A 19,875-nucleotide genomic window follows, 5' to 3' on the forward strand; every position below is an offset into this window, starting at 1 on the left:
TGAAAAAAGCCCAAGACTTTCACCTGTTAAGGCTTAGAATGCTGAATCAATTAAATGTTGAAGTTGTTCGGTCTATGTTGAAAAAAATATGTGCGTTGGCGTTGAGTACCACCCTTTCGACTTTTGCTTTGGCGGATGTAGCACAGGTTCAAAAGCTCTTGGCAGAAAAGCACCCTAGTTTAAAAATTGAAAATATTCAAAGTACCGAAATGCCGGGCATATATAGTGGCTTTGTTGAAGATCAAGTTTTGTATTTGAGTGAAAATGCGGATTATGTGATCGCAGGTTCTATGATTCGTTTAAAAGATCAAAAAAATCTGACCAAACAATTGATCCTCAGTCAGCAAAAAACTGAGTGGAATAAACTTCCATTACAAGATGCGATTAAAACAGTCAGGGGGAATGGGAAGCGCCAAATCGCGATCTTTTCTGACCCAAATTGCCCATATTGTAAGAAGCTTGAAGTAGAACTGGCAAAACTCAATGATGTGACCATTTATACTTTTGTCACAGCGATAAAACCGCAGTCGTTGGCGCCATCGAAGCAGATTTTTTGTGAGTCAAACCCTGCTATGGCCTGGGATAATTTAATCAATAAGGGAATTCAACCGAAGTCAGCGAAAAGTTGTGCAAACCCGATTGATCGAAATTTAATATTAGCTAAAAGCTTAAAACTAGGTGGTACACCGGGAATCGTTTTTGCCAACGGTTCGATCTTAACTGGTGCTTACCCTGCTGCTGAATTAGAATCGATGTTAAAAGAGATCAAATAATTTCAGCTGTACGGCATGAATAAAATATAAAAAAAATACCCGTCTATAGGCGGGTATTTTAATGGTGCTATAAAAATTAGACGCGGGTTTTTTTCGTTACAAGGTTATAGATAAACAACACGATGATCGCACCAATGACGGAAGCGATAAATCCTGCAGCAGAATTTTCTCCATACAGACCTAATAAACGTCCGCCATAGGTCGCAAGTAAAGAACCTGCAATCCCGAGAATGGTGGTCATGATGAAACCGGCTTTGTCATCTCCAGGATGGATCGCACGTGCAATTAAACCAGCAATAAAACCAACAACAATCGCAACAATGAGTGACCACATAGTAACTCTCCTTTTGTTATCATGTATTTGTTTTTTACGACATGTTCAATCTTTATCTTTAATCAAAACTGCGCTGAGCTATAGCCTAAACATGCAAAAAACTGTTGTTTTTTTGTTCAAAACAAACCAAAAAATAAAAAAAAAGTGGCCTTCGGCCACTCTTAAGTATCTGATCTTACTTAGAGACCAATTTCGCCAATAAATGGAATATGACGATATTTTTGATCATAGTCCAGACCATAACCCACGATAAATTTATCTTCGACTTCAAAACCTAAAAATTTCACTTCGAGTTCAATCTCACGACGTGAAGGCTTGCTAACCAAAGTACAAAGCTCGATTGAGTTTGGATTACGCGTCTGTAAAATTTCTAAAACTTTGCTTAAGGTATTGCCTGAGTCAATAATATCTTCAACCACCAAGACATCTTTATCTTTAATGTCGCCGTCTAAATCTTTTAAGATTTTAACATCACGAGTAGATACGGTCCCAGCGCCATAACTTGAAACGGTCATGAAGTCGAGTTCATGCGGTTTTGAAATTGCGCGGCAAAGGTCAGCCATAAAAATAACAGAACCGCGTAAAAGACCGATTAACACCAACTCTTTGTCGCTGTTAGCATAGTGTGCATCAATTTTTGCGCCAAGCTCTTTCACTTTAGCTTGAATTTCTTCAGTGGAAATCAGTACGCTCATTTGAACAGACATGGGTAGATACCTAAAAAAGCAAATCAAAAAAATAAAAAAGGTGTTGACTTGCAACACCTCTAAAGATGAACCAATTTTAATACATCTGGCTCGCAGATGCATCTTTTTTGCCGTTGAAAATGTAATCAGCTTTTCTTGGAAGTGCTGTCACGCTTGAGTAAGCACAAACAAGCGACGGCAATCAGTCCAATTTTCAACGCTGTTTTTCGTCTCGGTCGAGCCGTTTTATGCTTTGACATACGCACATTGTCCAAACACATAGGTGGCATGGATATTACGATCATCACCCATCAGCATGAGGGCAAATAAAGCATCTTCCAGATTTTTGGCACGTTGTTGACGTAAGGCTTGTAAAGCCGTGGCATTTAAATCGAGCACCACAAAATCTGCTTCTTTGCCCAAATCAAAGTTTCCAAGTTTGTCCTCTAGATCTAAGGCTTTTGCTCCCCCTAAAGTGGCATGGTACAGCGCTTCAAATGCGGACAGTTTATCGCCTTGAAGTTGTTGAACTTTGTAGGCTTCATTGATGGTTTGTAGTTGGTTAAATGAGGTGCCTGCGCCAATGTCTGTGCCTAAGCCGACTTTCACCTGTTTTTCCCATGTTTTCTTTAATGGAAATAAACCACTGCCTAGGAACAAGTTCGAGGTTGGACAAAACGCGATTGCAGAGTTGGTCTGATGCATACACTCCCACTCGGCATCTTCCAAATGCACGCAGTGCGCAAACACGGAACGTGATCCGGTCAGACCATAATGATGATAAACGTCCAAATAGCCGTTTTGCTCAGGGAATAATGATTTGACCCACGCGATTTCATTTTTATTTTCACTTAAATGCGTATGTACATAGACATCAGGATACTCGGCTTTTAGCTCCCCTGCCCGTGCCAATTGTTCAGGCGTTGAGGTTGGGGCAAAGCGAGGCGTGATGGCATACAGGTTACGGCCCTTGCCATGCCACTTTTCGATGAGTGCTTTGGAGTCGTTGTAGCCACTCTCAGCTGTGTCACATAATGCTTCAGGTGCATATCGATCCATCATCACTTTACCGGCAATTAAGCGCATCTGATGCTGTTCTGCAGCTTTAAATAAAGCATCGACCGATTGTGGATGAACGGTACAAAAAACAAGAGCTGTTGTGGTTCCGTTTTTGAGTAACTCGTTTACAAAGAACTGTGCAATTTGCTCTGCATAAGCCGGATCTTCAAATTGGATTTCAGTTGGGAAGGTATAGGTATCGAGCCATTCCAGTAGCTGTTCACCATAAGCCCCCATCATTTCCGTTTGTGGATAATGAATATGGGTATCGATGAAACCCGGAACAATCAATTGATCGGAATAATGCTGTACTTCAACCTGATCTGGGAGATGGTGTTGGCCCTCAGACCATGGACCGAACCATTGAATTTTTCCGGCTTGCGTAATTAGCAAACCATCTTCGAAATAGCGCACTTGGTCGTGAATTTCACGTGCTTGGGCAACTGTATTCTGAATATCTAGAAAGCGACCACGGATCGCGGTAGATGCGATAACAGAAGACATGACATACCTGCAGTTTAGAATTTTTTCGGTTGATTGTAGCCCAATTTGGTTCAAAATACCGTTAGAGTAATTGTGAAAATGTATTCTAAAAAATAGAACACCTGTTTATAAGTGATTCTGTTTTTTTGTTCATTATGTTTGATTTGAATAATACAAAAGTATTGAGCCGTGTACATTGCACAACGTATGAATAAAGACTCACAGGTGCAACGCTTGCTATATTGATCTCAAGAGCGCCCTTTAAAAAAGAGAATGAGCCCTTTAATGCACATGCGTTATTCAGACCAATTAAAGCATAACCTGCTTCAGCATCAAGGCATCATGCAGATTTTACATGCCCTGTATGCCATGGATAGACAGGCTTATTTGGCTGCAGGCGTGGTTCGTAATTTGATTTGGTCACAGCGACATCAACAACACTATGCACTGGAAGGCACAGAAGTTGATGTGATTTATTATGCGGAACATGATGATGGAACACAGGGTCAAAGGATTCAACAGCAGATGCAGTTGGATTTTCCTCACATTCATTGGGATGTTACCAACCAAGCGACAGTACACCAGTGGTATCGCTTGGAAAATGGCGAGCAAATACAGGCGCTCAAGTCGATTGAGCATGCCCTATCGTTGTGGCCAGAAACTGCCACTGCTATCGCTGTTAAATTGGATGATCAACAAAAAATACAACTAATCGCCCCTTTGGGCTTAGATGATTTATTTGAATTAAAACTGCGTTGGAATTCAACCTTAGTTAGTCGAGCGACTTTTTTGCAACGTATAGAAGAGAAACAATTTTTACAACGCTGGCCGAAACTCAAACTCTTGATGATGCCTGAAGCTTAGTTCATGGCTTTGTTACAAAATCAAAAAAGCCTTCTCGAAAGAAGGCTTTTATTTATCTAAGCGTTTTATAACGTGGTTTGATGGTACTTCTTACTGTGTCGGATTGATAACCATGCAGTAATGGTTAAAGTCACCACAATAAAACCGAGTGAAATCCAAATTGGCATGTGGAACACATCGAGCAACAGCATCTTAGCGCCAATAAATACCAGGATAATGCCCAGACCATATGGTAAGTAATGCATTTTCGATGCAGCACCGGATAAGAGGAAGAACATAGCACGTAGACCTAAAATCGCCATTAAGTTTGCCGTCAGTACAATGAACGGGTCAGAGGTAACCGCAAAGATCGCTGGGATTGAGTCCACCGCAAAAATGACGTCCGATGCTTCAACCAAGATCAATACTAAAAAAAGCGGCGTTGCCCATAAGACACCATTTTGACGAACAAAGAATTTATCTTCATGCATCTGAGGGGTAATACGCATGTGTTTACGTAGCCACTTCAAAATCGCCATATCTTCGATATCTTTATCTTCTTCGTCTTGGCCTTTAAGGAATTTAAAGCCGGTATACACCAAGAACGCACCGAAGAAGTACAGCACCCAAGAGAATTCTTGAACAAACCATGCCCCAATAAAAATAAAGATGGTACGCAGTACAATTGCGCCGAGGACACCGTAGAGCAACAGTTTACGCTGCAAAGCAGGTGGAATGGCAAAGGCAGCAAAGATCATGAGCCAGACAAAAACGTTATCAATTGCGAGTGATTTTTCGAGCAGATAACCAGCGAAATATTCCATGACTTTGGTGTTTGCAACAGCAACACCAGCGGTTTGCTGTAAGTAGAGCCATAATGCACCACCGAATAAGGTAGCCACAGAGACCCATGCAATACTCCAATAGGCAGCGGTTTTGACTTTGATTTCTTGGCCTTTGTTATTTTTAAAGCCTAAAAAGTCGATGAGTAGCATGATGGTGACTAAACCGAAAAATGCCAGATATAGCCATAATGAGCCAATCGTTTCCATGTGTATTCTCCACATCTAACAACCAGCCATAAAAAAACCTCGACCAGTTGCCAGACGAAATAAAACGCCTGAGACAACATGATCAAGGTCTTGCCTACATCGTACTGTAATGATTTTCAGCAGCGATGCTCAGATACCGACTTTTTGCAAAGTGTAATGACGATATTCTGACACGTAAAACAAGGTTTACGTTTGGAGGAGGCTACTCCCCTTGTTCAAATTTTGTTTTGGACACTGTCCAAATATGCGGCAAAGCATGACAGTTTTTAGTTCAAAGTGCAATCAGCAATTTACGAATTCATTTAATGTGCCATGGGAGGGTTAAAATCACCACGGTGTACCAACGCTAAGGCTAAAAGTGTGCCGATCACCGCGATGATTCCTCCGATCACGCCAATATAACTCAAACCGAAATGTACACTGACCATGCCGCCCAAGAGTGCACCACCGCCAATCCCGACATTATAAAGTCCTGAATAAATGGCCATGGCGACATCTGTGGCGTCGGATGCGAGATGTAGTGTCTTTGACTGTAATGCGAGACTAAATCCAATGATACTCATGCCCCATAGTAGGCACACGGCACTCACACCTGCAAAACTCAAAGAAACAGGCAGCAACAGCAGCATGGATAAAGCCAGTGTGGCTGTACTCAAAGGAATCGCAACTTTGGGATATTTCCCACCAAATTTCCCAAAGAGATAAGATCCCAGAAAGCCTGCTGCACCAAAGATTAATAGCAACGTGGTGGTTTGCATGGAACTTAATGCAGCAATGTTGAGCGAAAACGGTTCGATATAGCTATATGCGGTAAATTACGCACTAATCACGATAATGGTTAATACAAACACCATCATTAAGCTTGGACGACGAATAAACTGTTTTAGGCTGCTCAGCGAGCCAGAGTTCAAACTCGGCAGTATTGGTAGCGTTTTGGCTAAAATCAGGCAAACGATACTGGCGCCAATGCCAATCAGAGCAAAGGTATTTCGCCAACCATAGGCTTCTCCGACCATACGCCCAAACGGAATACCGAGAACCATCGCCAAAGCTGTGCCTGTGGCCAAAAGCCCCAAGGCTTGAAATTCTTTGCCTTTCGGTGCAACACGAACTGCCAGCGATGCGGTAATGGACCAAAAAAGTGCATGCGAGAAAGCAATGCCAATTCGACTGAGCAATAAAGTATTAAAGCTCCATGCGAAATACGACAGAACATGGCTGATAATAAACACTATAAATAAACAAATCAGGAGCGAGCGACGTTCAATATTTTTGGTCAATAACATGATTGGCAAAGAAATCGGCGCAACCACCCATGCATAGAGCGTAATCATGATGCCGACATCGGTCGCGGCTAAATTAAAGGTTTTGCCAATATCGCTGAGTAACGCGACAGGTACAAATTCAGTGGTATTAAAAATAAATGCTGCGAAAGCCAAAGCAATCACAGCCGTCCAAGAGCCAGAAGAAGCCGTTTCGGAGGGAGAGGCAGACATGAGTGTCTTCAAATAAATAAAGTGGCTTATTTTACTATGCTCTATACACGAGCAGGAACCGATTTAAGCCCTATGCATGCGGTTTAAATTAATAAAAAACAACAGAGTTGACCTCCATTACATGCCAATTTATAAAAAAATGGAGGAAATTTGAGATGTTTGTACAACAAGATGATGATCAAAAAAAAGGAGCTTTCTTTGTTGAGCAAGATGGGGAACGTTTGGCAGAGATGACTTACTCATGGGCAGGCGGTGATAAATTTATTATTGATCATACCGACGTCAGTGACAGCTTGCGAGGACAAGGTGTTGGACGACATCTCCTCGATGCAGCAGTGAATTTTGCTCGGGAAAAGAACGTGAAAATTATTCCACTCTGCCCTTTTGCAAAATCCGTATTTGATAAAGATGAATCGATTCGTGATGTTCTACGCTAAATTGTATAGCGTGATGTAGATTAATCATTTGGATAAATAAAAACAGCCTGATCGTATTGCAATCAGGCTGTTTTTATTTGAAATCTAGTTGTGAAGTTGAATTAAGATCGTGATTTATACAGCGATACAACCAAGCATGCTGCAGCAATCAGTAATACAAAGATAGCGACAAGATAAAGGTCCATAATAAAAATATCCGGCAAGTGTGATTTAATTGTTTTTTAATTAATGTGAAAGGTGTACGGATTTATTATCACCTACAGTTGAATATAGGTTGTTTAAGTTCTGTACCAATCACTTTCTCGTTTGTTACACGGTGTATTTTTTCATAAAAAGGAAGAAAAAACAGTGACTATGCAACATCAAGATAATGGTCAAAAAGGTGAATTTTTTCAGTTAAATGCTGAGGGTGTACGCCTTGCAGAAATGAGTTATCTATGGCGTGATGAACATACCATTGTGGCAAATCACACGTGGGTAGATGATTCCTTACGTGGGCAAGGGGTTGCTCGAGTGTTATTGGATCATTTGGTGGAATTCGCTCGTGAGAAACACTTAATAATTATTCCAACCTGTTCTTATGTAGAGGTGATGTTTCGCCGAGACAAGACATTAGCCGATGTTCAAGCCTAAAAAAGCCCGCGATGCGGGCTTTTCTATCATTATGAAATTTTAAAAAAAACTTAAAAGCTAATTTGTATTTAATTGAGCTTTAATTTTAACAGCGTTGAAGGTGCTTTAAAAAGATTTGGCCAAAACTGCAATAAGATCGAGCAGCTTGATATCCCTAAAAATAAGCTTAAACACATGATATTTAATAATGCAAAGTTATTCAGTACAAAATAAATACTGCCAATAGTCATCATCATCAGTAAATAAATGAGATAGTGAGGAATCACAGTACGCAGTATTATTCCTAAAATAAATGAGCAAATAACAACATTAAAAAAATCTGAAACGCCAAAATTATTCAGTATGATCAAGGCAGCAAAATATACACAAGTGATCGATAAAAAAATGAGTAAATTTTTAAGCATGGTCGGCCTCTTTATTCATCTTCAAATGGAAATAATTTCATTGTTTTAATATGTATGAGTTTAAAAAAATGAGGGTGTTATCGGTATACGTGATCTTGGTTTTCTGTTGTAAGTTAAAAAGCACATTTGATTAAAAAATATACAAATATTTACTCATCCTATAGCGCTTTCTACGTTAAAATCGTGCAAATACTTTAAGAATAAACACAATGATACAACTCTGTTATGCCAGTACACGTGTAGAACAACAATTTGATTTAATACAAGATTTAAGTGATATTTTGGTAAGAGCTCGCAGCTTCAATAACGAACAGCGTATTTTTGGCGTGCTGTACTATGCCGAAGGCCGGTTCTTCCAATGCCTGCAAGGTGAGCAAGCGGCTCTCGAACAGCTTTTTCAGCATATTGCGAAAGATACTCGCCATCGGGATATTGTGCGTTATCCTGATCAAAATATTGATCAAATCGATTTTTCAAAATGGTCGATGAAATATGTCAACCGACATAGTGAAATTGCTAGTTTGTTTCAGCGCTTTGGACATTCAAGCTTTCAACCCGACGTGCTCAATCTAGAACAAATTCAGGCGTTTTTAACGACATTGTTAAGATTAGAGAATGTTGAACAGCCGGTTAAGCTGGATTTAGGCTATAAAAACCGAGGCTATCAGCATTATTTTTAAGCTGAGTGTGAATAAAAAAAAAGCCCGCGCAGCGGGCTTTTTTTATTTTATCTAGTGGGTTTAGGCTTTTAATGCACTGATCAACTTCTGATGTAAACCACCAAAACCGCCATTCGACATAATCACCACAGCATCGCCCTCGCCTGCCTCGCTTACGATGGTTTGAATGATCTCATCCAGTGAACGAGCCACCACAGCTTTATTCGCAGCAGCTTCAATCACAGGTTGTAAATCCCAATCCAAACCTTCAGGTTGATACCAAATCACTTCATCTGCTAAGCGTGTAGAATGTGCAAGCCCATCTTTATGGCTACCCATACGCATAGTGTTCGAACGCGGTTCAATTACTGCCCACAATTTACGCTCACCGAGACGCTTACGTGCACCTTCCAGTGTGGTATCAATGGCAGTGGGGTGATGAGCAAAGTCATCATAAACCTCAATACCACGAACTGTACCCAGAAGTTCCATACGACGTTTCACACCACCAAAATTAGATAATGCTTCACAAGCTGTTTCAATCGACACACCGACATGTTCAGCCGCAGCAATGGTTGCCAAAGCATTGGCTACGCTGTGTTGCCCAGTCATGTTCCATTTCACTTCGCCTTTCACGACACCATGCTGTAGCACTTTGAAATGTGAACCGTCAGCAGACAATTGTTCGGCATACAGTTCAGATTTGTTATTGGCATCTAAAGATGTACGCACTACAGGTGTCCAGCAGCCCATTTCCAAGACTTCATCAATATTTGTTTCAGTGATGGGCGCAATGATACGGCCTTCACTTGGAATAGTACGCACTAGATGATGGAATTGCTTTTGAATCGCAGCCAAGTCATCGAAGATGTCGGCATGATCAAATTCAAGGTTATTTAAAATCGTTGTTTTAGGATGGTAATGCACAAACTTAGAACGTTTGTCGAAAAATGCCGAATCATATTCATCGGCTTCTACACAGAAGTATTTTCCACCGCCTAAACGTGCGCTTTCACTAAAGCCTAAGGGTACGCCGCCAATCAAGAAACCCGGGTTTAAACCCGCTTGATCGAGCACCCATGCCAACATGGTTGTGGTTGTGGTTTTACCATGTGTGCCTGCAACACCTAAGACATGTTTACCTTGTAGCACGTGGTCTGCAAGGAACTGTGGGCCAGAAATATAAGGCAGGCCTTCGTTCAGCATGTATTCCACTGCATCAATGCCACGTTTCATGGCATTGCCGACAATCACGAGATCTGGGTGTGGTTGAAGGTGGCTACGGTCATAGCCTTGCATTAAGGTAATGCCTGCATTTTCCAATTGGGTAGACATTGGTGGGTAAACGTTTTGGTCTGAACCCGTCACCTTATGTCCTAAATCACGAGCCAAGAGCGCCAATGAACCCATAAAGGTGCCACAAATACCCAAGATATGCAGATGCATTCGTTCTAACTCCACTGCTTTTATCGACACATCACTTTGTTATTGTGGTGTTGTCATTATAGATTTGGTTGAAAAGGTTAATTTCATTTGAGAGCAACCATAGCAAGGGTCTTAGCGAAAAGATAGATTTTTTTGTATGAGATCGTGCAAAAAGATTAAGCTCGCAACTGATCAAATGTGCGCAATTTTCTTGAGGATAAAAACACGGAAAATAGGCGCGAAATCCTGATGAAAAACGTACAATATGCGCAATTTTTTGCGATCTTGATTGCTTATGTCACTTGCCCTGTTTTTATTGATTATTTCCAACTGTTTTATGACTTTGGCCTGGTATGGACATCTGAAGTTTTTACATGATGCACCGCTTTGGCAAGCGATTTTATTTGGATGGGCGATCGCGTTACTCGAATACAGTTTTATGATCCCAGCAACGCGACTGTTGGCCAAACATGGGTGGTCTTTGGGTCAAATGAAAATCACACAAGAAGTCGTGACGCTATTGGTCTTCGTTCCATTTATGATTTTCCTTTTTAAACAACCCTTTAAGTTGGACTATTTGTGGGCAGGTTTATGCCTTTTTGGATGTGTCTATTTTGTATTTCGCAGTGCTTAACTGATCCAATGCTGCATGGCTCTGATCATTTAAGTGAGGCGTGTTTGCAGGCATTTTTGAGGACTTTACTAAACTCACGGTCTCGTGGAGTGGGATCTTCATAGTCAAAGGCATAATCACTCTCACTGGTCAGTACAGTCATTTGACCGTCTGCTTCAAAGTTCATGAGAGCAAAACCATAGCTTTGGTCATCGCAATACACACGATATTCTGAAATTGAATACATTTTATCGCGGCCATCATCTGCTTTGTAATAGCCTGTCATCTTGACCGACTCACGTTCATCAATGATCGATTTTCCGGTGACTAAAAATTTTTCGTGGATGTAGCCATTACTCTTAATTTGGCCGTTATAGTCTTTTTGTTGCTGTAAAAGGTTAAATTCTTTCACAAATTGGTTCGTATTGAGTTGAACGAGTTGGGCAAAACTTTGAGAGCTTAGGGCTAGAGTAAGTAGGATAAACATCTGTTTCATATTTAAAGTGTTGTTATAAATATTGATTTAATAAAAGTTTTTATAAAATTGAAAAAAATAAAAATATTTTCATCAAAATATTATGGAGTTTTCTTTTAAAGACAACCGTTAAATTTTATTGAGATGAATTTTCAGTCTATAATATGGGGCTCTTATTAAAGCTTGGCTCTAGTCGAGATTTACTCTCTCTTACTTTAATCTCTGGAAACATTGCAATGAATGCGGCCGCTTCACAAGACACTCCTCTCGTTGGAATTATCATGGGTTCTCAATCGGATTGGGCAACGCTAGAAAACACTGCCAATATGCTGAAACAGCTTGGCGTCCCATTTGAAGCGGAAGTTGTATCTGCACACCGAACTCCAGATCGATTATTCGAATATGCTGAAACCGCACGTGATCGTGGTATTCAAGTGATTATTGCCGGTGCTGGCGGTGCAGCACATTTGCCAGGCATGTGCGCAGCAAAGACTGACCTGCCTGTACTTGGCGTACCGGTAAAATCATCGATTTTAAATGGTGTAGATTCACTACTTTCAATTGTACAAATGCCAGCAGGTATTGCTGTCGGTACTTTGGCGATTGGCCCAGCGGGTGCAACCAATGCAGCGATCATGGCGGCACAAATTTTAGGTTTAACACGTCCTGAAATTGCAAAGAATGTTGCAGATTTCCGTGCTGCGCAAACCGATAAAGTGGCGAGTAAAAATATTCCGGGTCAAGCTTAATTAAGGGGCATTTCTCATGGATAAAACCATTGGTATTTTTGGTGGTGGCCAGCTTGGTCGCATGATGGCGCAAGCGGCATTGCCTTTAAACATTCAATGCACCTTCTTTGAAGCGAGTACCGACTGCCCTTCTGCAGCGCTGGGTCCAGTGATTTCGACTCAAGCTGAAAATGGTTTGCAAGATTTCATTCAGAGCGCAGATGTTTTCAGCTTAGAGTTTGAAAATACTCCGTTAGCAGATGTTGATGTGTTGACCAAGAACAAAGCATTGCACCCACCGCGCCAAGCTTTAGCGATTGCACAGCATCGTTTGTCCGAAAAGGCTTTGTTTGATGAATTGGCTATCCCAGTTGCACCTTATAAGGCCGTGACATCTTTCGAGGGTTTACAAGCTGCTGTTGCTGAGTTGGGTTTACCCATCGTACTGAAAACATCGCGTGGCGGTTATGATGGTAAAGGTCAATTTGTGCTACGTAGCGCTGAGCAAATGGATCAAGCATGGGCTGAACTAGGCCCTGCAGGTGAATTGATCGCGGAAAGCTTTGTAACCTTCTCACGTGAAGTCTCAATCATTGCGGTGCGTGGTCAAGATGGTGATGTGAAAACATGGCCATTGGCGGAAAACCACCACCACAACGGCATTTTGTCGCATTCGATTGTGCCTGCGCCAAACAGCGCAGACTTACAACCAGTTGCGCAAGACTACATTACTCGCCTGCTCAATCATTTGAATTATGTCGGTGTTTTGACGCTAGAGCTGTTTGTGACAGATAAAGGCTTATATGCCAATGAGATGGCGCCACGTGTGCATAACTCGGGGCATTGGTCGATTGAAGGTGCAGTGTGTTCACAGTTTGAAAACCATATTCGTGCTGTAGCGGGGTTACCTTTAGGTTCGACTGAAGTTGTTCGTCCAACGGTCATGGTGAACATCATTGGTCAACATCCGAAGTCTGAAGATGTATTGGCACTGAATGGCGCACATTTGCATCTGTATAACAAAACAGAGCGTGAAGGTCGCAAAATCGGTCACATCACTTTAATGCCGAACGATACTGCAGAATTAACAGCTTTATGTCGTGCTTTGGCGAAAATTTTGCCGAATCCACTGGCACTTAGCGAAGATATGACCATTTAAACCATAGTTTGAATGATAAAAAAGCGGTCATGCACATGGCCGCTTTTTTTATCGCTATAGTTCGGGCATCATTGCGCCTCTTTGCAAAATCACACCGCTTATCGCTGAAACGATAAGAAACTATTGATCATAAAGTGTTCATTCATTTATAAATATTCTGCGCTAATCTTCGTATGGTTTTTTGTGTATCAATAGCCTGTGATGTGTGTGAATCAAAATCAAAAAATAACCAAAGCGTTTTGAATTTAAATTGTGTTTTTGAATTCAAACTATGAATTTGAATTCAAAAAATCCTATACGAAAAAAATGAATTTAAAGTTTATGAATTCAAATTTGAAAAATGAATTCATTTCGCCGTGTTTAAATTTAAAATTTGAATTTAAAAGTTGCTCAGACTTATTGGATCTATAGGGAGTATATTTTAAAACCTATAATATTTTGATTGTTAATAATAAAAATGAATTTTTACCCCATTTTGCATTTGTGGATAATTTTTTATGCACCTAATTTATCTTTAAATTTAAAAGTTTTGAATTTAAATTTAAACCGGTGTTTGGTTTGTAATGAATTTAAAGTTGGGTTGTGGATAACTACTTTTGAATTCAAATTTTAAAAATGAATTTAAATAAGTAGAAAATATGAATTTAAATTTACGTTTTGAACCTTTAACTTTTGCTTTGAGCTGTTATTGTTAAAGCAACAATTTAAATTCAAAAAAGATCTAGGGTATGAAGTATCACTTAGGATTTGTTTTCGGGACTGCTTTATTGGCAATAACTCAGGCAAATGCCGAGTTGATTATTAATGGTCAGTCTGTCAATTCGTCGAGCATTCCTACAACAAGCAGCATTTCACCACAAAATAACTTTCAAGGTTGTTTAGCCAATTTGCGCTCGCAAGCAATGAATGCTGGTGTGAGTGCATCCACTTATGATCGCTATACACAAAATTTAACACCTGATTATTCTGTGATTGAAAAGCTCAACTATCAGCCTGAGTTTTCAACTCCGATTTGGGACTATCTGTCCGGTCTGGTAGATGAAGAGCGTGTACAACTGGGTCAGCAGAAATTGGCGCAGCATCGTGATGTATTAAACCGTGTCGCAGCGGCTTATGGTGTGCCTGCTGAAACCGTGGTCGCGGTTTGGGGTGTAGAGAGTAATTTTGGTGATATTGCGGGTAGCTATCCTTTATTACAGTCATTGGGCACTTTAAGTTGTGAAGGACGCCGTCAAAGCTATTTCCGTGGCGAGTTTTTTGCAGCCATGCGGATTTTGCAGCGTGGTGATTTAAATGAATCACAATTGAAAGGTTCATGGGCAGGTGCATTTGGTCATACCCAATTTATGCCGAGTACCTATGAAGAACTGGCCGTGGATTTTGATGGTGATGGCCGCCGTGATTTGGTGTCGAGTACCACGGATGCGTTGGCATCTACAGCCAACTTCCTGAAAAAGCGTGGTTGGCAAACTGGTCAGCCGTGGGGCTTTGAAGTAAAAATTCCCGAAGGAATGTCGATCAGTGGTGAAAGTCGCCGTAATAAAAAATCCTTGGACAGCTGGATGAATCGTGGTTTGCAGCGTGCCGATGGTACACCGTTAATACAAGGTAACCTTTCTGGATCGAGCCAAGCAGGTTTAATGGCACCGGCTGGGGCAAGTGGGCCTGTGTTCTTGGTGTTTAAAAATTTCGATGCAATCTATAGCTACAATGCCGCAGAGAGTTATGCATTAGCGATTGCGCATTTATCCGATCGCTTGCAAGGCAAGGGTGGCTTTAGTACGACATGGCCAACCGATGATCCTGGGACTTCACGTGCGGAACGACGTGAGATTCAACAATTTTTACTTAACCGCGGCTATGACATCGGTAAAGTGGATGGATTAATTGGAGATAAAACCCGTCAAGCCATTCGACAAGAGCAAAATCGACTGGGTTTAAGTCCAACAGGACGTGCAGGGCAACAGATTTTACGCGCATTTCGCAATGAAAATGCGAAAAATATGATGCGTTAATTCATCAATAATAAAAAGGTCTGCAATTGCAGACCTTTTTTATATGTTTTTGACTCTTAAACCGCAGTGATTGTACCTAAGATACGATAGCCAGCAGCACCCGTCACACTTGGTAAATTTGCACTAAGCTGATTGACAAAGCGCATCGCCAACCAAGCAAAGGCCGTCGCTTCCACCCATGTTGGGCTTAAGCCTAAATCTGCGGTACTTTGCACCGTCCATTCATGTTTACGTAAACGCCAGCGCAGTTGCTCTAATAGGTGCGAATTGTATGCACCACCACCGCATACATAGACTTCACCAGTATCCATATCAGAACGGTAAATGGCTTTTTTAATGGCACGTGTGGTGAGTTTCATTAAGGTTGCTTGAATGTTTTCTGGCGTATCTTCGAGTTCATCATATTCGAGATCTCCACGCCAATCGAGAATCTGTTCATCTAACCATTCTAGATTGAAGTCTTCACGACCTGTGCTTTTTGGCGGTTCTTTAGAGAAAAACTCATGTGCTTGTAAGCGGTCGAGCAGACTGCGAATAGGTTGACCATAAGCTGCCCAGTTCCCATTTTCATCATAGGGCTGACCAGTATAACGTTCGCACCATGCATCCATTAAAATGTTTGCAGGGCCTGTATCAAAGCCATAGACATCTTCAGGTTTACCCGCAGGCAACATGCTAACATTGGCAATACCACCCAAATTTAATATCACACGGTGAATACTATCGTGTTGGAAGAGCGCTTGATGAAATGCAGGTACCAACGGTGCCCCTTGACCACCTGCAGCCATATCACGGCGGCGGAAGTCTGAAATTACAGGGATTTTAGTGAGTTCGGTAATAATGTTTGGGTCGCCAATTTGTAGGGTAAAACCATGTTCAGGACGGTGGCGGATGGTTTGTCCATGTGAGCCAATCGCCTTGATTTGACTACGATCTAGCTCATTCTTCTCGATCAATTCATTGATGCCCTGACCGATCATTTGAGCTAAAGCAACGTCTGCCTTACCCATGCGATCAATTTCGTTATCATCAGGCAAAGTAAGTGCCATCAGTTCATCACGAAGGTCTGGGTCAAAGGGAAGTGTGAGCGTCGCATGAATCTCTAAAGGATCAAAAGAAGCAGCAACAATATCGACACCATCCATGCTCGTGCCGGTCATTACCCCAATGTAGATCGCTGTCATGATGATTCTTAAGCCTGCAATGTGCTGAAAAAGTGTTAGTATATCGCACAAATTGTATAACTGATCTATTTGGATTTTGTGATGTCAAATTTCCTGCCGGCTGAAGAACAACTTGCCCTCATCCAACGAGGCACACATGAGATTATTTCTGAAGAAGATCTTCTTAAGAAATTAAAGCAGAATCGCCCATTAAAAATTAAAGCGGGTTTTGACCCGACTGCACCTGATTTACATTTAGGTCATACGGTTCTGATTAATAAATTAAAAGTTTTCCAAGATTTAGGTCATGAAGTTTACTTCCTGATTGGTGACTATACAGCCATGATCGGTGACCCAACCGGTAAGAGCGCTACGCGTCCACCGTTGTCACGTGAAAAAGTTTTAGAAAATGCTAAAACGTATCAAGAACAAGTATTTAAGATTCTTGACCCTGCGAAAACTAAAGTTGTGTTCAACTCAGAGTGGTTTGGTCAAAAAACTGCTGCTGACTTGATTCAGTTGGCTTCACAGCAAACTGTGGCACGTATGTTGGAACGTGATGACTTCACTAAACGTTATAACAGCCATCAACCAATTGCGATTCACGAATTTTTATATCCATTGGTGCAAGGTTATGACTCAGTTGCGCTAGAAGCGGATGTAGAGCTGGGTGGTACAGACCAAACCTTTAACTTGCTGATGGGTCGTACATTACAAAGCCGTTATGACCAAGAATCTCAAGTGTGCATTACTGTGCCAATTCTTGAAGGTTTAGATGGCGTAAATAAAATGTCTAAATCTTTGGGTAACTATATTGCCGTATTTGATGCACCCGGTGCGATGTACCAAAAAGTGTTGTCAATGCCAGATGATTTGATCGAACGTTACTTTGACTTATTGAGCTTTAAATCGATTGAAGAAATTCAACAGTTGCTTAAAGAAGTGGCTGAAGGTCGTAACCCACAAGAAGTGAAGAAAATTCTTGCACTTGAATTGGTTGAGCGTTTCCATGGAGCAGAAGCTGCAGCAAATGCGCACAAAGGCGCAGGTAACTTGATTACTGAAGGTGAACTTCCAGAAGGTACACCAGAAGTGACGATTTCTCGTGGCGCATTTGGTGGTGAGATTTTCATTACTTCTATTTTGCGTGAAGCGGGCTTGACTAAAAATGCAGCTCAAGCAAAAGATGCAATTGGTCGTGGCGCGGTAAAAGTGGATTGGGAAGTGGTTGATGCAGGTTATGCTGTGTCAGAAAACAAAACTTTGATCATCCAAGCGAGCAAAAAAGCGATCGCAAAAGTAACTTTTACCGACTAATAAATTCTTGAATTTATAGTTAAGTTATTGAATTAAAAGCAGGCTTCGGCCTGCTTTTTTTTACCAATTAATATATTAATAATATAAATAAGAAAATTCAAAAAAAACCTTATAAAAACAACACTTAAATTTTGCCAAATGTGTTGCATTTCTTGAATTTTATGTATAAGATTTATTCATCTAGAGAGATATATACCATCTAGAGGGTACATAACGATAACTCCACTTTTTATAAGTCTCTTCCCCAAGGGACTCTTTTTTTAGTGAGTTAACAAATAACTATAATAACTACACGATGGATCGACTAAAGATTCAATTCTAAGGGAAAGATTTTGGGAGAGATCTTTCCCTTTTTTATTTGTAAAATTGAGCTATTCCTTTCAAAAATCACATTCATTTCTGTATTAAAGATTTTAATCGCGCCAGAAAAAAAGCCCGATTCAATCGAGCTTTAAAATATCTTTACTTAGATAGATGTTCATGGAGCTTGGTTTTAGGGCTTAGAACCAAATTGAATGAAGCTTAATTTAGGTAAGATCCGCTTAACTAATGTTCCCACTAAAAGTGCGGTAATAATGGTGCCTTCACGTACTCCGATGACTTGATGTAAGACCAGCCAACTGCTGATAACCGCAATACTGACCAAGAGGATGTCGCCATAGGTTTTACAGTTGCCAAAATCAAGGCGATAACGAACAGCAATGGCTTGATAGAGGCCTTCTGCAGCCAAGAGGACTAGACTGGCTTTGACCACTAAGCTCACACCTAAAGCAGTAATCAGGCAACTTGCCAAGCAAGCCAGGAGTTGAAGTGGGTAACTTTCTATGCTCCAGCCTTGGGTGAACCACATTAAACCGTCAATAAATGCACCAAACAAAATTCCCACGGGTAATTGCAACCACTGTATCCACTGAAAGCGTGATTTTAAGATCAGCATTTGCAGCAGAATCATGACGATATGCATTAATACTGTTAATGTGCCGACGGTGAGTGGAAAGATATAGCTAAAGCTGTAGGGCACCGAAGAAATAGGGGATGTCCCTAAATTTGAATGTATAGAGAGTACGACACCAAAAGCTAATAATCCTAATCCGCTTAATAGTAAGAATAAGCGTGGAAAAAACTGTGTTGGCATCCTGCACCTAAAAAATAAAAAGAGTGTACGTGAAATGCAGCCTGCGCTCTATGCGTCTAAAGCCCAAAAATAGTGGCTTTTTATGACTGTGATCGTTAATAGTGATTATTCACATAAATAGGCTGTATTTTTATCAGCAAAAATGACTAAGCATGTAATTAAAATAATTTTTGCAAAAAACAGGCCTTATGGAACAATGGTCAAAAATCAAAAAAGAGCAACAACATGGCGTATTACAATACCGATAATCATGATGAACAGATCGATCGAATCTTGAGGTATTTATTTGACTACCAAACCACACAGCATAAGCGAGCATTATTTTGTGAGGCGCAGCAACAATTACATGATTTGGATATCGCAGCACAGTACCAACTATTCGCATTGGTAAGAGAACAACTCCCTCGACGTGCAAAGCTGCTATTTTCTGCTGAAGATTTCCGTGGAAAGCAACAAGTCATCTTGGAAGTCATGCAACATTTAGCATATGAACGTTAAAAGAATGCTGGGAAATATAAAAATGCACGCTAAAAAAGTCTATGAAGCTTGAATCGGTGTGATGACAGAAAAAATGATGTGCTTTGAGGCAGAAAAGTAGACTAATGATTAATAAATAATCAAAGTCACTTTTATTAGACTTAAAAGCGCTGAAAAAGATTTGCTAGATATAAGAAATTTACTTAATTAAATATCGACTATTTGCTAAAAGTTTATAAAAAATGCTTAAAAAAAAGTAAAAGTGCAATTTTTTTAGCAAAAACGCTTATAAAAAATACATACGTGAAAAATATAGTGAATTGGGGGTTGCAATGATTCTGAAATGCTCTAGAATGCACCCCATACCGACGAAATAGACGGAAACGAACGAAACACGAAGCGTTGAGTTGTTAAGTTTATTGAAGTCCAGCTTCTAGCATTGACGAGATGTTAGAAAGATCATTAAGAGATTATGAAGAACAACTTGTGTGGATTTTTACTGATTGATT

Annotated in this window: 19 protein-coding genes and 1 pseudogene; 11 read left to right on the forward strand and 9 right to left on the reverse strand. The window is 40.6% G+C overall.

All coding sequences use genetic code 11. The features are described 5' to 3' along the window. Positions 1-74: 74 nt before the first annotated feature. Positions 75-773 carry a DsbC family protein gene (locus FTT99_RS15255; RefSeq protein WP_180128887.1) on the forward strand — a complete coding sequence of 233 codons (699 nt, stop codon included), beginning with the start codon at positions 75-77 and terminating at the stop codon, positions 771-773. A gap of 76 nt (positions 774-849) precedes the next feature. Here the strand turns inward: FTT99_RS15255 and FTT99_RS15260 are convergent, their stop codons facing one another. The 3 genes from FTT99_RS15260 to guaD all read right to left on the reverse strand — a co-directional run bounded on the left by FTT99_RS15260 (position 850) and on the right by guaD (position 3,356). Next, complete coding sequence (locus FTT99_RS15260; protein WP_078189516.1) at positions 850-1,107, reverse strand: GlsB/YeaQ/YmgE family stress response membrane protein; 258 nt, start codon at positions 1,105-1,107, stop codon at positions 850-852. A gap of 179 nt (positions 1,108-1,286) precedes the next feature. Then, positions 1,287-1,814 (reverse strand): hypoxanthine phosphoribosyltransferase, encoded by a 528-nt coding sequence (gene hpt, locus FTT99_RS15265; protein ID WP_180103148.1) that lies wholly within the window; start codon positions 1,812-1,814, stop codon positions 1,287-1,289. A gap of 225 nt (positions 1,815-2,039) precedes the next feature. Then, positions 2,040-3,356, reverse strand: a complete 1,317-nt coding sequence (gene guaD, locus FTT99_RS15270) for a guanine deaminase (protein WP_180131283.1) — start codon at positions 3,354-3,356, stop codon at positions 2,040-2,042. Between the two features lie 264 nt (positions 3,357-3,620). Here guaD and FTT99_RS15275 point away from each other — a divergent pair, with 264 nt between their 5' ends. Next, positions 3,621-4,199, forward strand: a complete 579-nt coding sequence (locus tag FTT99_RS15275; RefSeq protein ID WP_180131286.1) for a nucleotidyltransferase family protein — start codon at positions 3,621-3,623, stop codon at positions 4,197-4,199. Between the two features lie 65 nt (positions 4,200-4,264). Here FTT99_RS15275 and FTT99_RS15280 read toward each other — a convergent pair whose 3' ends face one another. Further along, on the reverse strand, positions 4,265-5,230 hold the full coding sequence (locus FTT99_RS15280) for a TerC family protein (RefSeq protein WP_180095140.1): 966 nt from the start codon (positions 5,228-5,230) through the stop codon (positions 4,265-4,267). A gap of 302 nt (positions 5,231-5,532) precedes the next feature. Next, positions 5,533-6,726 (reverse strand): annotated as a pseudogene (locus FTT99_RS15285) (sugar transporter). 131 nt (positions 6,727-6,857) lie between these two features. Here FTT99_RS15285 and FTT99_RS15290 point away from each other — a divergent pair. From FTT99_RS15290 to FTT99_RS15300, 3 genes are all read left to right on the forward strand, one after another. After that, a complete protein-coding gene (locus FTT99_RS15290) occupies positions 6,858-7,163 on the forward strand; it encodes a GNAT family N-acetyltransferase (protein WP_326489504.1) in 306 nt (101 codons plus the stop codon). Positions 7,164-7,469: 306 nt separating this feature from the next. Further along, positions 7,470-7,796 carry a GNAT family N-acetyltransferase gene (locus tag FTT99_RS15295; protein WP_257225408.1) on the forward strand — a complete coding sequence of 109 codons (327 nt, stop codon included), beginning with the start codon at positions 7,470-7,472 and terminating at the stop codon, positions 7,794-7,796. Positions 7,797-8,409: 613 nt separating this feature from the next. Further along, positions 8,410-8,880 carry a BLUF domain-containing protein gene (locus FTT99_RS15300; protein ID WP_180131292.1) on the forward strand — a complete coding sequence of 157 codons (471 nt, stop codon included), beginning with the start codon at positions 8,410-8,412 and terminating at the stop codon, positions 8,878-8,880. A gap of 60 nt (positions 8,881-8,940) precedes the next feature. Here FTT99_RS15300 and mpl read toward each other — a convergent pair whose 3' ends face one another. Beyond that, entirely contained in the window at positions 8,941-10,305 is a 1,365-nt protein-coding gene (mpl, locus tag FTT99_RS15305) for a UDP-N-acetylmuramate:L-alanyl-gamma-D-glutamyl-meso-diaminopimelate ligase (protein WP_180131295.1), read from the reverse strand. Positions 10,306-10,579: 274 nt separating this feature from the next. Here mpl and FTT99_RS15310 point away from each other — a divergent pair, with 274 nt between their 5' ends. Further along, a complete protein-coding gene (locus FTT99_RS15310; protein ID WP_078189529.1) occupies positions 10,580-10,918 on the forward strand; it encodes a DMT family protein in 339 nt (112 codons plus the stop codon). A gap of 25 nt (positions 10,919-10,943) precedes the next feature. Here the strand turns inward: FTT99_RS15310 and FTT99_RS15315 are convergent, their stop codons facing one another. Then, positions 10,944-11,393 carry a hypothetical protein gene (locus FTT99_RS15315; protein ID WP_180131298.1) on the reverse strand — a complete coding sequence of 150 codons (450 nt, stop codon included), beginning with the start codon at positions 11,391-11,393 and terminating at the stop codon, positions 10,944-10,946. Between the two features lie 215 nt (positions 11,394-11,608). Between FTT99_RS15315 and purE the strand changes: the two genes are divergently transcribed. From purE to FTT99_RS15330, 3 genes are all read left to right on the forward strand, one after another. After that, positions 11,609-12,121, forward strand: a complete 513-nt coding sequence (purE, locus tag FTT99_RS15320; protein ID WP_078189531.1) for a 5-(carboxyamino)imidazole ribonucleotide mutase — start codon at positions 11,609-11,611, stop codon at positions 12,119-12,121. 16 nt (positions 12,122-12,137) lie between these two features. Continuing rightward, entirely contained in the window at positions 12,138-13,259 is a 1,122-nt protein-coding gene (locus tag FTT99_RS15325) for a 5-(carboxyamino)imidazole ribonucleotide synthase (RefSeq protein WP_111886091.1), read from the forward strand. Between the two features lie 728 nt (positions 13,260-13,987). Further along, positions 13,988-15,274 carry a lytic murein transglycosylase gene (locus FTT99_RS15330; RefSeq protein ID WP_180131301.1) on the forward strand — a complete coding sequence of 429 codons (1,287 nt, stop codon included), beginning with the start codon at positions 13,988-13,990 and terminating at the stop codon, positions 15,272-15,274. 56 nt (positions 15,275-15,330) lie between these two features. Here the strand turns inward: FTT99_RS15330 and FTT99_RS15335 are convergent, their stop codons facing one another. Further along, positions 15,331-16,458 carry an anhydro-N-acetylmuramic acid kinase gene (locus FTT99_RS15335; RefSeq protein WP_180131304.1) on the reverse strand — a complete coding sequence of 376 codons (1,128 nt, stop codon included), beginning with the start codon at positions 16,456-16,458 and terminating at the stop codon, positions 15,331-15,333. Between the two features lie 63 nt (positions 16,459-16,521). Here FTT99_RS15335 and tyrS point away from each other — a divergent pair, with 63 nt between their 5' ends. After that, positions 16,522-17,754: a tyrosine--tRNA ligase gene (tyrS, locus tag FTT99_RS15340; RefSeq protein ID WP_171262600.1), complete on the forward strand. Its 1,233-nt coding sequence runs from the start codon at positions 16,522-16,524 to the stop codon at positions 17,752-17,754. Positions 17,755-18,247: 493 nt separating this feature from the next. Here the strand turns inward: tyrS and FTT99_RS15345 are convergent, their stop codons facing one another. Then, entirely contained in the window at positions 18,248-18,889 is a 642-nt protein-coding gene (locus FTT99_RS15345; RefSeq protein ID WP_180131306.1) for a YitT family protein, read from the reverse strand. A gap of 225 nt (positions 18,890-19,114) precedes the next feature. Here FTT99_RS15345 and FTT99_RS15350 point away from each other — a divergent pair, with 225 nt between their 5' ends. After that, positions 19,115-19,387: a hypothetical protein gene (locus FTT99_RS15350; RefSeq protein WP_078194471.1), complete on the forward strand. Its 273-nt coding sequence runs from the start codon at positions 19,115-19,117 to the stop codon at positions 19,385-19,387. Positions 19,388-19,875: the final 488 nt, after the last annotated feature.

The organism is Acinetobacter sp. YH12040 (assembly GCF_013420005.1).
Classification (GTDB): domain Bacteria; phylum Pseudomonadota; class Gammaproteobacteria; order Pseudomonadales; family Moraxellaceae; genus Acinetobacter; species Acinetobacter amyesii.

Coding starts and splice junctions, on each gene's coding strand:
- FTT99_RS15255 (WP_180128887.1), top strand. CDS start 75: ATGTTGAAAAAAATATGTGCGTTGGCGTTGAGTACCACCCTTTCGACT.
- FTT99_RS15260 (WP_078189516.1), bottom strand. CDS start 1,107: ATGTGGTCACTCATTGTTGCGATTGTTGTTGGTTTTATTGCTGGTTTA.
- hpt (WP_180103148.1), bottom strand. CDS start 1,814: ATGTCTGTTCAAATGAGCGTACTGATTTCCACTGAAGAAATTCAAGCT.
- guaD (WP_180131283.1), bottom strand. CDS start 3,356: ATGTCTTCTGTTATCGCATCTACCGCGATCCGTGGTCGCTTTCTAGAT.
- FTT99_RS15275 (WP_180131286.1), top strand. CDS start 3,621: ATGCACATGCGTTATTCAGACCAATTAAAGCATAACCTGCTTCAGCAT.
- FTT99_RS15280 (WP_180095140.1), bottom strand. CDS start 5,230: ATGGAAACGATTGGCTCATTATGGCTATATCTGGCATTTTTCGGTTTA.
- FTT99_RS15300 (WP_180131292.1), top strand. CDS start 8,410: ATGATACAACTCTGTTATGCCAGTACACGTGTAGAACAACAATTTGAT.
- mpl (WP_180131295.1), bottom strand. CDS start 10,305: ATGCATCTGCATATCTTGGGTATTTGTGGCACCTTTATGGGTTCATTG.
- FTT99_RS15310 (WP_078189529.1), top strand. CDS start 10,580: ATGTCACTTGCCCTGTTTTTATTGATTATTTCCAACTGTTTTATGACT.
- FTT99_RS15315 (WP_180131298.1), bottom strand. CDS start 11,393: ATGAAACAGATGTTTATCCTACTTACTCTAGCCCTAAGCTCTCAAAGT.
- purE (WP_078189531.1), top strand. CDS start 11,609: ATGAATGCGGCCGCTTCACAAGACACTCCTCTCGTTGGAATTATCATG.
- FTT99_RS15325 (WP_111886091.1), top strand. CDS start 12,138: ATGGATAAAACCATTGGTATTTTTGGTGGTGGCCAGCTTGGTCGCATG.
- FTT99_RS15330 (WP_180131301.1), top strand. CDS start 13,988: ATGAAGTATCACTTAGGATTTGTTTTCGGGACTGCTTTATTGGCAATA.
- FTT99_RS15335 (WP_180131304.1), bottom strand. CDS start 16,458: ATGACAGCGATCTACATTGGGGTAATGACCGGCACGAGCATGGATGGT.
- FTT99_RS15345 (WP_180131306.1), bottom strand. CDS start 18,889: ATGCCAACACAGTTTTTTCCACGCTTATTCTTACTATTAAGCGGATTA.
- FTT99_RS15350 (WP_078194471.1), top strand. CDS start 19,115: ATGGCGTATTACAATACCGATAATCATGATGAACAGATCGATCGAATC.